Origin of the sequence: Vibrio sp. YT-16 (assembly GCF_033337405.1) — a bacterium.
GTDB lineage: Bacteria > Pseudomonadota > Gammaproteobacteria > Enterobacterales > Vibrionaceae > Vibrio > Vibrio alginolyticus.
Map to the genome: position 1 here is coordinate 163,421 of NZ_JAWOQQ010000001.1, position 16,176 is coordinate 179,596.

A 16,176-nucleotide genomic window follows, 5' to 3' on the forward strand; every position below is an offset into this window, starting at 1 on the left:
CAACTAAGTACCTTAAATAAAATGCTCTTTTTCCCTGCTCTGATTATCTGGGCAGGGTTACTTACCCTTAAAAACAAGTAATTACCCCCCTCCACAGACAAGCAATATCACATTATTTTCGACTTCCAACATACTCATCTTCGCCGTAAAATCTTGTACCAAACGCGACTTCGTTTATGTCTTAGATCTCCCATATCCTCTAATGCCAAAAGTAAGAAACTCGTAAACTCCTGAATCAAAACAAGCGTGCCTAGTGAAAAAAGAGTATTCTTAAAGCAAATGAATCTAAAACCTACCCGATGAGTATTCAACCTAATTCCCGTCAGTTAATTTCATGCGAAGAGTGCGGCCTTGTTGTTCGCATTCCCGATATCGAACAGGGGCAAAAAGCACAATGTCCTCGATGTTCGCATTCGCTGACTAAAGTGAATGCCAAGCCTTACCAAAGCGTGATCGCCATATCATCGGCATGTTTGATCATGTTAGTGCTAAGCATTTCTTTCCCTTTTATGTCGTTCAGCGTGCAAGGGTTGTCGCAAGAAATCACCTTGTTGCACGCTGCCAAAATGCTGGCTGAGTTTCAAAATGTGCTTTTGGGTGTGCTGCTACTCGCAACAGTTATCGTTTTGCCTGCAATCTATGTTGGTCTCATTCTCTTTCTTCATCTTGAAGCATTAAAAGCACGTAAACATACCCCCTCTAAAAAGCAGCAACGAATGGCAAAAGTTTTATGCCGTCTTCTGTTTCGAGTCGAACCTTGGTTAATGGTGGATGTATTTTTGATTGGCGTGTTGGTCAGCTTAATTAAAATCGCTTCCCTCGCAGACATAGGAATGGGCACTTCATTCTGGGCGTTTTGTGTATATACCGTTCTGGTAGTCAAATGCATATCAATGGTCGACAAAAGCTGGCTCTGGGGGCACTTTATTCCAGCTATCGAGCTACCTGATGTAAAAGAGGGTGATACGCACCATAACCACAACCATATTGGTTGTCATACGTGCCACCAGCTCAACCCTATTGAAGCTAAAAAACACCAACACTGCATTCGTTGTAAAAGCCCTATTCACAAATACAACCCCGCAGACAATTTACAAAAAGCTTGGGCGCTTTTGTTTGCTTCAATCATTTTCTATATCCCTGCGAACCTCTACCCTATGATGTACACCGTAAGCCTTGGACATGCAGAAGGTTCGACTATCATGGAGGGGGTAATATTGCTTTGGCATTTAGGTTCTTACCCTATTGCGATGGTAATTTTCTTTGCTAGCGTATTTATTCCAATGGCGAAAATGCTGGCACTCGCGTGGCTGTATTACAATGCGCAAAAAGCGCGATATCTTCCGCACGAAGAGAGTATTTCACGCTTAAAGATCTACCGCATAACTGAGTTTATTGGCCGTTGGTCCATGATCGATATCTTCGTCGTCGCGATCTTAGTTGCACTGGTTCAGCTGCAAAACTTAATGGCGATTTATCCAGGTCCTGCTGCGCTCTCTTTCGCGGCAGTGGTCATTTTTACTATGCTTTCTGCAATGATATTTGACTCACGTTTGTTGTGGCAATTGCCACAAAACGAAGTGCAGGAGCCGATTTCTGACAACTTAAACGAGAAAGCCAAATATGAGTGATAAGAACAACGTAACCGCTCAAATAAAACCGCAAAAGCAGATTTCTGCGATATGGATTGTCCCGATCCTTGCGCTAGCCATGGGAGCGTGGATGCTGTTCCAATATATCAACAGTACAGGCCCACAAATTACTCTCCAACTGCCAACCGCAGATGGGATTGAGGTTGGCAAAACCGAAATCCGAGCATTGAATGTAAAAGTCGGACTGATTACTGAAGTCACTCTCAGTGAAAATTACGATCACATCATCGCTAAGGCACAAATGAACAAGGATGCAGAACGCATGCTGCGAGATGACACCATGTTTTGGGTTGTGAAGCCTCGTATTGGCCGTGATGGCGTTTCAGGTTTAGAGACCTTGCTCTCTGGCGCTTATATCCAACTTCAGCCGGGTAAATCTAAGATAGAGAAAGAGCGCTTTACGGTCTTAGATGTTCCCCCAGTCGCCTCTCCTGATGCAGAGGGGTTACGCCTTGTGTTAACACACCGCGAGGCTGGTAAGCTAGGCGTTGGTGACCCCGTCATTTATAAAGGCTTTACGGTTGGTCGTGTAGAGAAAACCAGCTTTGATGTTGACACTCGCAAAGCGTTATACCAACTCTTTATTTTCAAGCCTTATGACAGCTTAGTGCGCACTCGTACCAAGTTCTGGCTGAATTCTGGCGTAGATTTACAGCTCAACGCTGAAGGGTTCGAAGTCAAGTTTGGCTCATTAGAGAGCATGCTAACGGGTGGTGTTACCTTCGATACCGTTCCAGGTCTTGAATCCGGTGAACAGCTCACTGAAAATATGGTCAACTTCCGCTTGTACGATGATATTAAACAACTTCGAGAAGGCATGTACGATGATTATATTGAATTCGTTATGCTTTTTGATGAATCGGTACGAGGACTTAAACGTAAGGCACCTGTCGAATATCGAGGCTTGAGAATTGGTACTGTGATGCGTGTACCAATGCGACTTCCAACCCCAGAAGAGAACTTTTCTGCGAAAAAAATCCCTGTATTGGTACGTATCGAGCTCGGCCGTGTTTATGGCGATTTCCAATCCCAATCTTTACCAATGTTAAAAGATAAATTGAAGAGTGAGTTTGCTAAAGGCCTACGTGGTACTTTAAAAACAGGTAACTTATTAACAGGCGCACTGTATGTTGACGCCGACTTCTATCCAAACGACGAGCCTTACGTACCGAGTAAGTTTGCTGATTTAGATGTTTTCCCAACCATGCGTGGTGGTTTTGCGCAGGTTCAGCGCCAAGTGAACGACTTCCTAAATAAGATTAATAACTTACCAATGGAAGAAACACTAGACTCTCTCAATTCAACGTTAAAAACGTCCGAAAAAACGTTAGCTTCAGCAGAACGCGTGGCGGACAGTATTGATAAACTTTTGAATCAAAAAGAGACGCAAGAGATCCCAACAGATATTCGCCAAAGCTTACAGCAATTACAAAAAACACTCGATGGTTATGGGCCCAACTCAACCATGTACAGCGAAATGGAAGCCACGCTAAAAGAATTAGAAAGCGTGATGACAGAGTTTAAACCCGTACTTAAACAGCTAAACGAAAAGCCAAACTCTCTTGTGTTTGGAGAAGATGAAATCAGTGACCCAATACCAGTTAAAGGCCAAAACTAATGAAACGAGTATTCTTTCTGTCTATCGCGCTATTTGTCGGTCTAACGGGTTGCAGTAGCGCTCCGCAAACTAAAGGAGCTATGTACCTTCTACCTAAGGCGGAACCAGTGACGCTGAGCTCTTCTGATATCGCTCAGCGCCCAACTTTAGTTGTTCGTCCAGTGACATTGGCGAGTTATTTGAATGATAATGGCATTGTTTATCGAATCTCTGAGACCCAAGTTATTCAGGCAAAACACAATCAATGGGCGCACAGTATTTCTGAGCAAATCACTCAGAGAGTTGTCGCGGAACTACGTCAAAAGCAAAGTCATTACTGGCCGACTGAAATGAACAATCTGTTGGATCAAAGCGGTGAAGCCAAACTACAGCTTACGTTAAATAAATTTAATGGCAGCTACAAAGGTAATATCGAAATTGAGGGAGAATGGTTGCTCATTAATGCCGAAGGTAAGGTCGAAAACAGTGCGCCAATACAAATCTCACAGCCGCTTCAAGATGAGGGCTATGAAGCGCTCGTCAACGCTTTATCCATAGGCTTAGAAAGCCTAACCTCAGACATTGCCAAACAACTCTAAGTCAATGTTAATTACAGGGAAGCAAGTTGCTTCCCTTTTTTATGCAGAGTGTAGCGACTTCTACTAAGCTGAAAGCTGACGAAAAGCCGAAAAGGAAATTGGATGAAACCATGTAACCTGCTATCACTCTCCTCACTCATTCTTGTATTACCTACATCAGTAGCGCTCTCAGCCGAGACACAAGAATCTCGTTGGCGAAATAGCATAGAAGTGTACATGCTAGGACTGAATATCCACGGGGATACCAGTATTGGTCGCTTTTCATCAGAGGTGGATGTCGATCCTAAGTTCATCGTAGACCACCTCGATATTGGGGCGATGTTGCGATTCGAGAGTATTTACCAAAGTAAGTGGGGCTACTACATAGATTATAGTTTCATGAACTTAAGTGGTGATGTTAATAATATCAAGGGCGCTCTGCCTAACGCTCGTTATCGTGCGGACATCGAAATACGGCAAGGTGTTCTAGAAGCAAAGGCATTCCAACGCGAACAATATTCATTTGGTAAACTGGATTATATGTTTGGATTACGTTGGTGGGACAATGACATCACCGGCAAGCTGTATCGTAATGATAACCGGGTACTAGAAGATAGACTGTCATTACAAGAAGATTGGGTCGATTTTTTAGTTGGCTTGCGACTCATTGATGAATTGAGTGAAAACTGGCGATTTCATGCCAGTATCGACGCCGGACTTGGCAACGATACTCACTTCACTTATGCCATTCAAACTGGTGTTCGTTATCGCTTTAACGAATGGTCTGATCTCAACTTAGCTTACAAGTCGACCTGGGTCGATTACAAAAATGAAGAGGTATTTGAATATGATACGGCTTCTCAAGGGCTTTTAGTCGGACTTGGCTTTTACTTTTGATCAGGTGAAACCCTAGCCTATATTCAAGCGTTGTAACGTGTACTAGCTCTAGGTACACGTCTAGTGCCGCGTTACAGATGCTTAAATAAGGCAAATTGATCTTCATCAGACTATAAATTGCTCTTCGGTGTTACTCTCTGTCGCAAAATATAAAACCCCACTCTATGACCTCATATAGGTCTTGTTGATAAGGTTCCCGAGTAGCAATGTCGATTAACATTTCCGATTTAACCACCGCCCTAAATAAGGTGGAGCATATTCATAAAGTGCAGCTTGAAAACGTACATCAGTTCTTCAAAGCAAACGAAGCTTTCTCGTTGCAAACATTCAGCCAGCTGATATCCAGCGACTCGCTTGATGATCGATTTAAAACCATCGATAAAGCGTTCTCTTTGCTTGGTGATGCAAAAACCTACCTTTTAGAAGTGTCTTACCTTGTTAAGTAAAAAAGAAAGCCCCGATAAAATTCATTACCGGGGCTATCATTTTCTATCTAAACTACTGATTTACAATTTGTAACGATCATCAATTACCGTTAATTCTGGGAAGGTTTTACCCTCGTCCATCGCTTCTTCTGTCTCTTCTTTTACTTGGTTATCAATCCAGAAATTACCGATATCCATTGGATGAAGCACCCATTCTGTCGCTTTTGTCATGCCGTTTTTAGGAATTTTAACCCAGCGCCAATGAGCAACTCGAGAATAAGGCACCATGTAGCCAGGAACGATGATATTCGCTTTGCTGACATAGTTTTGGATTTGATGCGACAAGTCGTAACGCTTCTCCTGATCAAACTCAGAATCATACGCTTCAATTAACTTGTCTAGCTCAGGGCTGCTGTAGTTGGTGTGAGCATTCGTTTGTGGTCGATTTGCATTATCCGAGTGTAGGTATTCCCAATACGCAGGGATCTCACCAGAGCCCATATTCAAAAACGCTAGCTGATGCTTTTTCTCAAGAATGTATTTAAACGCAGATGAGCCATCCACCAAGTTTAACGTGAACTCAAGACCAGCAAGTTTCGCTTGCTCTTTCAGGTATGCAATACGCGGTGTCCAAGAGTTGTATCCGTAGGTGATAGCAAAGCTCAAGCGTTGGCCCTTGTCGTTAACACGAATACCATCTGCGCCCACTTTGTCAAAGCCCGCTTTTTCGAAGTGTTTAACCGCCGCATCAGCATCAAACTTTGGCGGTGTATTGTTAGGATCATCGTATTCGCCATGACCAAAGCCGAGTCCATGCGGTTTACGTGAATAATCTCCACGCATGATGTTTTCAATCATGCCGTCATAGTCAGTGGCTGCCATAACACCTTTACGCACTTCTAGGTTATCCAACATCGGCATCGCTGTGTTCATCCAAAGACCACCAGCTCCTTGCGGTGCTTCGTTAAAGCCCCAGTACTTTTGGATATAGCCTTTTTTGTACACATCACTATTGGTCTTGTCATGCCAAAAGCTTGGTAGCACCATCTCAAAGTAGTCTAAGTTGCCTTTCTCAAAGTGCTTCATGGCAATATCAGGATCGCGAATCACCTTAATGCGAACCTTTTCAACGTTATAACGGTTTTTATAGTAGCGGTTGTTGTATCCCCACCAATCTTCACCGACATGTTTGAATGTTACGCTCTTACCTTTCTTCACTTGATCAATGTAGTAAGGCGCTGCGGTTGGCTCAGATTTAAAGTTAAACTTTCTGACGAAGTTATCAGGCATGCCATCGTTATTTGCGTCCTTTTCTCCTTCAAAGAAGTGTTCAGGACGAGGCTGAAAACCATTACTTGGCATGTTAATCATAACCATAAGTGAGTCATGACTTTGAGCTACAGCAAGATTGACTTTGATCGTGTAGTCATCAATTTTTTCAACACTCACAATACTGTTTGTGAAGAAGTCGTTATACCACGGGTCGATAATGTCTTTTGACGTGTAGTACTTCATCATAAAGACGTAATCATCTGCTGTAATTTTTTCACCATCTGACCACTCGGCCGTTTCGTCGAGTTTAAAGAATACGGTTTTGTTGTCTTCTCCAAATGCCCATGACTTAGCAAGTTGAGGGATCCATTTGCCAGTATTTGGATGACGCTGAGCCAGTTTTGGTGAACCATCCATTAAGTATTGGCGCAAACCTGAGTTCGCATCTGGACCAACACTTCGTAATGTTTGCGGAAAGCTCTGAATGTAAGTGCGATAGGTGCCACCTCGTACCGCCTCTTCAGAGGCAAATAGAGGTTCGTTGTTGTTTGAAATCCATTCGATATCAGCTGGCAATTCTGCCGCACTCAGTTGAAAACTGGCAGCGGTCAGTGTTGCTAGTACTGAAAATGGCAGTTTTTTAGTCATGTTTCTTCCTTGTTGTGTTTGCGCACTAAGGTCGTAACAAGGAAGACAGCGTGTGAAAGCTCACAGAAAGCTGCGATTTAAAATACGCAGATAGGAAATAATAGGAACGTAATATGAAGTGACGTCCTGCCAGCTTCTATATTAATTTCAAAGAGTTTCACTAGGTCATCCTAGACCTTACAACGCAGTGAATGCATCTTCGCCATAGTATTCTTTAGACATTTGTAACGCAAGCCATCAATAACACATGGTTGCATTTTCGAGGCATCACAGTGAGTTATGTTACAAAAGTGTGATCGGCATAGTACCAAGCCCTACTTTACTCAGAATAAACCGCAGAACCTTTATCTCAATTGGCCCCGATATACCAGTTAAAGCGAGTAAATGATCAGACATAGCTGGTTAAAAGGAATGGTTGTTTACCGCGATCAGTATTTTCATTCGATGTAAAAAGTGAGGCATCTTAGCCTCACTTTTCTCCATACAATCGAGACAGTGCTTACATGTTAGATAAGCTCTCATTGATCGACTTCAGCACTTCTGCAGGATTTGACGCTTGAGTGATAGGGCGACCAATCACAAGATAATCTGAACCTGATTGGATAGCGTCTACTGGCGTCATGATACGGCGTTGGTCACCTTGTTCTGAGCCAGCAGGTCGAATACCAGGGGTCACTAACTTAAATTCTTGGCCTAGTTCGCTCTTCAGTAATGAGGACTCTTGCGCTGAACATACCACGCCATCTAAACCTGCGTTTTTGGTCAAGGTTGCTAGACGAATCACTTGCTCCTGAGGCGCAACATTCAAACCAATACCAGCTAAATCACTTTGTTCCATACTAGTTAGTACCGTTACACCGATAAGAAGTGGACGATCTTTACCATATGGCTCAAGAATTTCACGTGATGCCGTCATCATACGCTCACCACCGCTCGCGTGTACGTTCACCATCCATACACCCATTTCAGCCGCAGCGCGAACTGCTTTCGAACAGGTGTTTGGAATATCGTGAAATTTTAAATCTAGGAATACAGAGAAACCACGTTTATGGAGTTCACGTACAAAATCAGGACCAAATAGCGTAAACATCTCCTTGCCAACTTTTAGTCGGCATGACGCAGGATCAATTCTATCTACAAACGCAAGTGCATCTGCTTGGTTATCATAATCCAGTGCGACAATAACTTTTTGGTCGATCATTTCATCTCCTAACTGTTTTGGTTCTTATTAAATAAAAAGTTAAAAAAATGCAGCGGACAGAAACTCTGCCAGCTGCATTAAGAATTATTCACCATCCAATCCGCGGATTGGCTTGATCGTCCCCCATCCTTTACAGGACGGACAATGCCAATAAAGGGAATGGGTAGAAAATCCACACTTCCGGCATCGGTAATGCGGTTTCACTTTTAACTGTTCACCCACCATCGCTTGTAGTGTTGATAGGCTGTCTTTCGCTCGACCATCTTCTGCTTCTGCAATGTGGTAGTCAATTAAACGGTAGAAGCCCTTCATGGTTGGGTTTTTCAGCAATTGTTTCGTCAGTAACTCTTGAGCAGCCCCAACGTTCTCGTGATGAGCAACTAATTGAGCCAACATCAACTCGGCTGATACGCCTGCTTTCTTATCAATACAAGCTCTCAGAAACTCGACAAGTTCATCTTCCTGACCCAGATGATGATAGCATTCTGCAATAGTTGGCAAGACATCACTGATAAAGTCTTTATCTTGCTCAAGTACCCCCGTCAGATATTTGATGGTGTGCTTATAGTCTTCAGACTCTAGGTAAATTCGTCCCAAAGCAATACTTGCTCGAACACACTTCGGGTCTTCCGCTAACGCTTTTTTAAAATGCTGTATTGCCTTATTAGTATTCCCATCAGCTTGGTCGAGCATGGCTATTTCACACCAAAAATGGGCAATATTTGCACGCATCCTTGAGCGTTTATTACCTAACTTAGCCAATTGGTTCGCGTAATAAATCGCCTTTTCCCATTCTCGTGTTTGCTGATAAATGGTCACTAATTGTTGAAGAGCCGCCTCTTTGTAATCTGGCTCTTCGACTAACTGTTCGAAGATTTTCTCTGCACGATCAAGAAAACCTGAGACCATGTAGTCTTTCGCTAACTGTTGAAGGGCGAGGTTCTTTTGGTCCAGTGTTAAGCCTGAACGAGAAATAAGATTTTGGTGAATTCTGATTGCGCGGTCGACTTCACCACGAGACCGGAACAGGTTACCCAACGCAAGGTGAGTATCGATGGTCTCGTTATCAACTTGGAGCAATTCAATAAAGTGATCGACAGCCTTATCTGATTGGTCAGAGAGCAGCAGATTAAGACCCGTCATATACTGACGAGAGATTTGATGAGATTGCTTCTGCTTGTCTTGCTGAGCGCTGCGATGCCCCATATACCAGCCATACGCAGCAGCTATAGGCAACAACAAGAAGAGTAGTTCAAGCATTAAAGTTAAGCCTTATCCTTATGCCTGTTTTTCAATGGCTGGCTTATCAGCAGCGTTGTTTGATTCAGTTGGTTCGTACTTTTTCAGTTTTTTCTTTAAACGACGGACCTGTAGCTGAGTTTTCAGTTGGATGCTACCAAAGATAACCCACGCTAAAGCAAAGCCAACCACAAATACTACACCTAATAGCGTAGATAAGTGGAACTCTCCTTTTGCTAGAAGATAGTTAAAAGTCACGAGCTCTTGGTTTTGGGAACCTAACGCCAATGCAATTAAAAAGAGAGCTAAAACAGCAACGATTTTTATAATTTTCATGTTACATCACCCTTCTAGGAGTAAGTCGGTAAGATTATGCAGGAAAATGCTTCTTCAGACTACGTATATTAGCAATAATCTATACCCAAGTAACCTCAAGATGCTTAGTTTGTAGACATGCTTAGAAGTTAAAGTTATTTGGGTATAGAAAGCAGCAAAGAAAACAGCTGAATCCACAATTAGATTAGTAAACGATCTTGGATGTATGACTAACTTGGATACATTACAAAAAAGCGGCATACACAAACGTATGCCGCTTTTTTCAAACTAATAAGAGTGCATTAACCAATATTTACACGCTCACGAAGTTCTTTACCAGGTTTGAAATGTGGAACGTATTTACCTTCCAATTCCACTTTATCGCCCGTTTTAGGGTTACGACCTACGCGAGGCTCGCGGTAATGAAGAGAAAAACTACCAAAGCCACGGATCTCGATACGGTCACCGCTCTCTAGTGTAGAGGCCATGTGCTCTAAAATATCTTTTACAGCATCCTCTACCTCTTTCGCTGATAAGTGTGTTTGCTCAGCGCAGAGTCTTTCAATCAGTTCAGACTTAGTCATAGTTGCCCTCTTTGAGTATCTTTATCACTTATTATAGTAAGTAATACTAATTCCAACAAACACTTGCTGACAATTCTAGACAAATTTTATGCAAAATGCGCAATGAAGAAATGCCTTTTATTAAGATAGTTTACTGTCATTAGTATTACTACTTAAATATGACCAAATATAAAAAAGGAGCCTTGCGGCTCCTTTTTTGCTTAAGCGAGTATATTATTCGCCTTTAGCAGCTTTGAAAGCGTCAGCCATTGCGTTACCGAATGCATTGTCATCTTGCTTGTTGATAGATGCCATTGCTTCTTGCTCGTCAGCTTCGTCTTTAGCTTTGATAGATAGGTTGATTACGCGGTTCTTACGGTCTACACCTGTGAACTTCGCTTCAACAACATCACCAGCGCTTAGGATTAGAGAAGCATCTTCTACGCGATCGCGTGATACTTCAGAAGCACGGATGTAACCTTCAACGCCTTCTGCGATTTCAACAGTAGCGCCTTTAGCGTCAACAGCAGTTACAGTAGCGTTAACTAGAACACCTTTCTTGTTGTCAGCAACGTAAGCATTGAATGGGTCATTTTCCATTTGCTTGATGCCTAGAGAGATGCGCTCACGCTCAGCGTCTACTGCTAGAACAACTGCAGAGATCTCGTCGCCTTTCTTGTACTCACGTACAGCTTCTTCGCCAGCAACATTCCAAGAAATGTCAGATAGGTGAACTAGACCATCGATGCCGCCTTCTAGACCGATGAAGATACCGAAGTCAGTGATAGACTTGATCTTACCAGTAACTTTGTCGCCTTTAGCTTGTGCTTCAGCGAATGACTGCCATGGGTTAGCTTTACACTGTTTCAGACCTAGAGAGATACGACGACGTTCTTCGTCGATTTCAAGAACCATAACCTCAACTTCGTCGCCAACATTAACAACTTTAGAAGGGTGGATGTTCTTGTTAGTCCAATCCATTTCTGAAACGTGAACTAGACCTTCAACGCCTTCTTCGATTTCAACGAAGCAGCCGTAGTCAGTTAGGTTAGTTACGCGACCAGTTAGTTTGTGACCTTCTGGGTAACGCTTAGCGATTGCTACCCATGGATCTTCGCCTAGTTGCTTAAGACCTAGTGATACGCGAGTACGCTCACGGTCGAACTTAAGAACTTTAACTTGGATCTCGTCACCAACGTTAACGATTTCAGATGGGTGCTTAACGCGCTTCCAAGCCATATCAGTGATATGTAGAAGACCGTCAACGCCACCTAGGTCAACGAACGCACCGTAGTCAGTAAGGTTCTTAACGATACCTTTAACTTCAGAACCTTCTTGTAGAGTTTCTAGAAGCTCGTCACGCTCAACGCTGTTCTCTGATTCGATAACTGCACGACGTGAAACAACTACGTTGTTACGTTTTTGGTCAAGTTTGATAACTTTGAACTCTAGCTCTTTGTTTTCTAGGTGAGCAGTGTCGCGGATTGGACGTACGTCTACTAGAGAGCCAGGAAGGAAAGCACGGATACCGTTTAGTTCAACAGTGAAACCGCCTTTAACTTTACCGTTGATGATACCAACAACAGTTTCAGCTTCTTCGTAAGCTTTCTCAAGTACGATCCAAGCTTCGTGACGCTTAGCTTTCTCACGAGAAAGTTGAGTTTCACCGAAACCATCTTCAACAGCGTCTAGAGCTACGTCTACTTCAGCGCCAACTTCAACTTCAAGTTCGCCAGCAGCGTTCTTGAACTGTTCAGCAGGGATAGCAGATTCAGACTTAAGACCAGCGTCAACAAGAACGAAACCGTTCTCGATAGCTACTACAGTACCTTTAACGATGCTGCCTTGTTGGAATTCTGTTTCGTTTAGAAACTCTTCAAAGAGTTGAGCAAAAGATTCAGTCATTTAATTAATCTTCAATAAATTAAACTTCCACGGGTATCCTACCGCATGGGGTTATTAAATTCGCCAGTCATCATCCTTGCGACCAACGCTCTTAGCCTAGTCGAGTATTATTACTCAGCTAGCTTCGATTCGATATATTGTAGTGCCTTTTCTACTACTTCGTCGATAGTCATCGACGTAGAATCTAGCACAAGCGCATCCTCAGCAGGGCGTAATGGCGCCACTGGGCGGTTACGATCTCGGTCGTCACGCTCTTGGATCTCGCTTAAAAGGTCAGCAAATCTAACATCTAACCCTTTCTCTTGCAACTGTTTAAGGCGTCGATTTGCACGCTCTTCAGCACTCGCATCAAGGAAGATTTTTGCTTGCGCACTCGGGAATACAATTGTGCCCATATCACGACCATCAGCAACCAGACCCGGAGCGGTCTCAAATGCACGCTGACGACGTAGTAATGCTTCACGAACACGTGGCAAAGCCGCAACTTTAGATGCTGCCATGCCTGTTTCTTCTTTGCGAAGCTCCCCTGACACGTCTTCGCCTTCTAGAATGACCTTAACTAAGTCACCTTCCGCGATAAATTGAACGTCTAGGTGGGTTGCTAGTGGGACAAGAGCATCTTCTGACTCGGTGTCGACACCGTGGTGAATCGCAGCGAGTGCAAGTACACGATAAATTGCGCCAGAATCTAAGAGTTGGAAACCCAACTTTTTCGCCAGCAACATACATAAAGTGCCTTTACCTGCACCACTAGGTCCATCTACGGTTACAACCGGAGTTTGAGAGGACATGTTCTTCTCCACCAATAGTTTCTTTTCAGCAATTTGCTCGGTTTTCGAGGCGCACATTATACGGGTAATCAGTCTTTGGAGCGAGGAAAAATGTCGTGTAAAGCATTACACCTAATGCGTAATTGGATTCATCAATAAACATAAAGTTCAACAAAAACGGCGAGAGCTTCTGCCCTCGCCGTTTTAAATGTCATGAACTTAAGCTCGATTAAACAATCGGTTTTTGACCACGCTCAGCTAACTTTAAGATCACACTGTCAGCAACTTTGCCCGCGACACCTGCTAGCTTGTCTGCCAGCTTTTTCTTCTGCACATAATGCACAGAAAGTACGGTTTTATCTTTGCATGCCGCAACAACGATATCATCAGATGTACTAATGTCATCCACCAAACCAAGCTCTTTCGCTTGTGTACCGAACCAGTGCTCACCAGTGGCTACTTTGTCTAGGTCCAAACTAGGACGACGCTCACGGATGAAGTCTTTAAACAAGACATGTGTTTCTTCAAGTTCTTGCTTAAACTTATCGCGCGCTTTATCGGTATTCTCACCGAACATCGTCAGCGTGCGTTTATATTCACCCGCTGTTAGTTGTTCGTACTCAATGTCATGTTTCTTCAACAGTTTGTTGAAGTTAGGAATTTGTGCGATAACGCCAATAGACCCCACAATTGCAAATGGTGCAGAAACAATCTTATCTGCTACACATGCCATCATGTAACCACCACTTGCCGCAACTTTGTCAACAGAGATGGTCAGAGGAAGACCCGCAGCTTTGATTCGGTCCAGTTGAGAAGAGGCAAGGCCGTAACCATGAACCATACCACCGCCAGACTCTAAGCGAAGTAACACTTCATCACCTTCACGTGCGACAGCCAAAATAGCGGTGATTTCTTCACGTAGAGACGCGACTTCTTTTGCGTCTATGCTACCGTTGAAATCAAGAACAAATAGGTGTGGTTCACGCTTGCTATCTAATGAACCGTCTTTGCTCGCTTGTTTGATTTCTTTCTCGCGAGATTTGTTCTTCTCTTTTTCTTCTTTCTTGACGGCTTTATCTCGAGCCTTGATGAAAGCATCGTCATGCAAATGATGCTCTAACTGCTCAACAGATTGTTTGTGTTGCTCTGAAAGGTTGGTAATCTCTAACTCCCCTTTCGCCGCACCCGATTTGCCACCAGCCGATTTTGCAATAATGAGCAGAACAATTATCGCAGCAACCACCGTGATAATTTTGGCCAGAAACAGACCATAATCTAATAAAAATTCCAACGAGAGCTCCTTTATCTCATTTCAGATGACGTTAGTATGTTACGCAGAAACATCAGCGAGAAGGCAGCGCGGTTTGTAACCACTTGTTCTGATTGATAGCATACCTAACGAAAGTTCTGGAATTGGTATAACACATGAATTGGTGTATTGTAACCATCTTGTCACGATTACCAAGATTTTCCATTGAGAAACAGGCGTTTTTTAGCGTCAATTAACTATCATGGACCCTCTTACAATAATAAGGATTTATCGCCGTGAACTACTCCGTTTCAGCTGATGCTCTAAAAGGTAAAGTCATTCTTGTTACTGGCGCTGGTAATGGCATCGGCCGTCAAGCCGCGCTTTCTTATGCCGAGCACGGTGCAACTGTTATTCTCTTGGGTAGAAATGTGCAAAACCTTGAATCTATCTATGATGAGATTGAAGCTGCTGGCTATCCACAAGCTGCTATCATTCCATTGGATCTCAAGGGTGCAACTCAGCAGAATTACATTGATATGGCAGAGACAATCGAAGGACAGTTTGGTCGCTTGGATGGTCTATTACACAACGCAGGTGTCTTGAGTTCGCTGTGTCCATTTGATCAAATCAAAGAGGAAGACTTCGACGATATCATGCAGATCAACGTGAAAGCCGAAGTGCTAATGACTCAAGCATTACTGCCTGTGATGCGTAAATCAGAAGCTGGGCGTATTATCTTTACCTCTTCAACTGTCGGCCACTCTGGCCGCGCATTCTGGGGGCCATACGCTATCTCTAAATTTGCCGTAGAAGGCATGATGCAAGTTTTAGCTGACGAGCTGAGTGATACACCGATCCGCGTTAACGCAATTAACCCTGGTGCCACTCGTACTCGCATGCGTGAAAAAGCATATCCGGGTGAAGATGCGAATACTCTCAAAACGCCACTGGATATCATGCCGCTATATTTGCACTTAATGGATCCTGCGGTTACCGATGTGAACGGTCAGTGCATCGACGCTCAACCGAAGCGTAAATAACTCATTCAGGTTACCTCACATAATCGATTGAAAAGGCAGCAAACGCTGCCTTTTTTCATTTCTCTCTTCATAAAAATCTTGCGACTTTCTCCCACAGAAATATACTGTACATATATACAGGTATTTATTATGCAAGATATTATTCAGAACTTAAAAAGCCAACACCTTGTTTGGCAAGCAAATTTAACGAAAGCAGATCCTCAGCAGTTGCAGACTAGTTCCGGTTTTTCTGAATTAGATGATTTGCTCGGCGGAGGCTTTCCACCTCATGGCGTAGTGGAGATGGAATCTATTGGTAGTATTGGTGAATTGCGTTTGCTCGCTCCCTATTTAAAAGCCACTCAGACCAATGGTATGACCGCATTTATTCAACCACCTGCGCTAGTGAATTCTCTGTTTTTACACTACATCGGGTTGGATATAAACCAAGTGTGGGTTGTTACTCCAACTCACCCCAAAGATGCTCTTTGGGCTGCAGAGCAATGTCTGAAAAGTGGGGTATGCAGTAATGTTTTGTTATGGCAAGAAGAGCTTGAAATACACCAAGTGAAACGCTTACAGGTAGCGAGTGAACAAGGTACTTGCCCTCTCTTTATGCTTAAAACAGATACTATCAACCGCTTGTCTTTGCCTGTGTCACTCAGTTTAAAACTGAAAGGCGACGAGCAAGGGATTCATGTTGAAGTGCTGAAAAGGAAAGGAGGCTGGAATAGAGGTAGCGTTAGTATCGGCTTCCAACACCATTATCCGCAACTGGTGAAACCATCATCTGAAACTGTGCACTCGACTGTGGTCAATTTCCCACTGGCGAACCAAGGTTAG

General features: G+C 43.4%; 15 protein-coding genes. 7 read left to right on the forward strand and 8 right to left on the reverse strand.

Annotated elements, in window-relative coordinates; genetic code table 11:
• Window positions 1-299 precede the first annotated feature (299 nt).
• From R7F07_RS00715 to R7F07_RS00735, 5 genes are all read left to right on the forward strand, one after another.
• The gene (locus R7F07_RS00715; protein WP_005376683.1) at window positions 300-1,631 is read left to right on the forward strand and encodes a paraquat-inducible protein A; all 1,332 of its coding nucleotides are present in this window, start codon (window positions 300-302) and stop codon (window positions 1,629-1,631) included.
• Window positions 1,624-3,270 (forward strand): intermembrane transport protein PqiB, encoded by a 1,647-nt coding sequence (gene pqiB, locus R7F07_RS00720; protein ID WP_318110418.1) that lies wholly within the window; start codon window positions 1,624-1,626, stop codon window positions 3,268-3,270. The genes R7F07_RS00715 and pqiB overlap by 8 nt, the downstream gene beginning before the upstream one ends.
• On the forward strand, window positions 3,270-3,848 hold the full coding sequence (locus tag R7F07_RS00725; protein ID WP_258634336.1) for a membrane integrity-associated transporter subunit PqiC: 579 nt from the start codon (window positions 3,270-3,272) through the stop codon (window positions 3,846-3,848). Before pqiB ends, R7F07_RS00725 begins: the two co-directional genes overlap by 1 nt.
• 102 nt (window positions 3,849-3,950) lie before the next feature.
• Window positions 3,951-4,724 carry a hypothetical protein gene (locus R7F07_RS00730; RefSeq protein WP_017633868.1) on the forward strand — a complete coding sequence of 258 codons (774 nt, stop codon included), beginning with the start codon at window positions 3,951-3,953 and terminating at the stop codon, window positions 4,722-4,724.
• Window positions 4,725-4,930: 206 nt separating this feature from the next.
• Window positions 4,931-5,170, forward strand: coding sequence for a hypothetical protein (locus R7F07_RS00735; RefSeq protein WP_017821658.1), 240 nt, complete (start codon window positions 4,931-4,933; stop codon window positions 5,168-5,170).
• Window positions 5,171-5,230: 60 nt separating this feature from the next.
• On the opposite strand, the gene R7F07_RS00740 is transcribed toward R7F07_RS00735, so the two are convergent.
• From R7F07_RS00740 to sohB, 8 genes are all read right to left on the reverse strand, one after another.
• Complete coding sequence (locus tag R7F07_RS00740; RefSeq protein WP_017633867.1) at window positions 5,231-7,069, reverse strand: extracellular solute-binding protein; 1,839 nt, start codon at window positions 7,067-7,069, stop codon at window positions 5,231-5,233.
• A 499-nt stretch (window positions 7,070-7,568) separates the two neighbouring features.
• Window positions 7,569-8,270 carry an orotidine-5'-phosphate decarboxylase gene (gene pyrF, locus R7F07_RS00745; protein WP_005376667.1) on the reverse strand — a complete coding sequence of 234 codons (702 nt, stop codon included), beginning with the start codon at window positions 8,268-8,270 and terminating at the stop codon, window positions 7,569-7,571.
• A gap of 84 nt (window positions 8,271-8,354) precedes the next feature.
• Window positions 8,355-9,530, reverse strand: coding sequence for a lipopolysaccharide assembly protein LapB (lapB, locus tag R7F07_RS00750; protein ID WP_005376665.1), 1,176 nt, complete (start codon window positions 9,528-9,530; stop codon window positions 8,355-8,357).
• Between the two features lie 18 nt (window positions 9,531-9,548).
• Window positions 9,549-9,845, reverse strand: a complete 297-nt coding sequence (locus R7F07_RS00755) for a LapA family protein (protein ID WP_005376663.1) — start codon at window positions 9,843-9,845, stop codon at window positions 9,549-9,551.
• A gap of 281 nt (window positions 9,846-10,126) precedes the next feature.
• Window positions 10,127-10,408: an integration host factor subunit beta gene (gene ihfB / locus R7F07_RS00760; RefSeq protein WP_005385816.1), complete on the reverse strand. Its 282-nt coding sequence runs from the start codon at window positions 10,406-10,408 to the stop codon at window positions 10,127-10,129.
• Window positions 10,409-10,621: 213 nt separating this feature from the next.
• Window positions 10,622-12,292 carry a 30S ribosomal protein S1 gene (gene rpsA, locus R7F07_RS00765; protein WP_005385817.1) on the reverse strand — a complete coding sequence of 557 codons (1,671 nt, stop codon included), beginning with the start codon at window positions 12,290-12,292 and terminating at the stop codon, window positions 10,622-10,624.
• Between the two features lie 110 nt (window positions 12,293-12,402).
• Entirely contained in the window at window positions 12,403-13,083 is a 681-nt protein-coding gene (cmk, locus tag R7F07_RS00770; RefSeq protein WP_021033981.1) for a (d)CMP kinase, read from the reverse strand.
• Between the two features lie 208 nt (window positions 13,084-13,291).
• The gene (sohB, locus tag R7F07_RS00775; protein ID WP_005385819.1) at window positions 13,292-14,353 is read right to left on the reverse strand and encodes a protease SohB; all 1,062 of its coding nucleotides are present in this window, start codon (window positions 14,351-14,353) and stop codon (window positions 13,292-13,294) included.
• Between the two features lie 254 nt (window positions 14,354-14,607).
• Between sohB and R7F07_RS00780 the strand changes: the two genes are divergently transcribed.
• Both R7F07_RS00780 and imuA read left to right on the forward strand, forming a co-directional pair.
• Window positions 14,608-15,354: a YciK family oxidoreductase gene (locus R7F07_RS00780; RefSeq protein ID WP_005372980.1), complete on the forward strand. Its 747-nt coding sequence runs from the start codon at window positions 14,608-14,610 to the stop codon at window positions 15,352-15,354.
• 129 nt (window positions 15,355-15,483) lie between these two features.
• Window positions 15,484-16,176, forward strand: a complete 693-nt coding sequence (imuA, locus tag R7F07_RS00785; RefSeq protein ID WP_005372979.1) for a translesion DNA synthesis-associated protein ImuA — start codon at window positions 15,484-15,486, stop codon at window positions 16,174-16,176.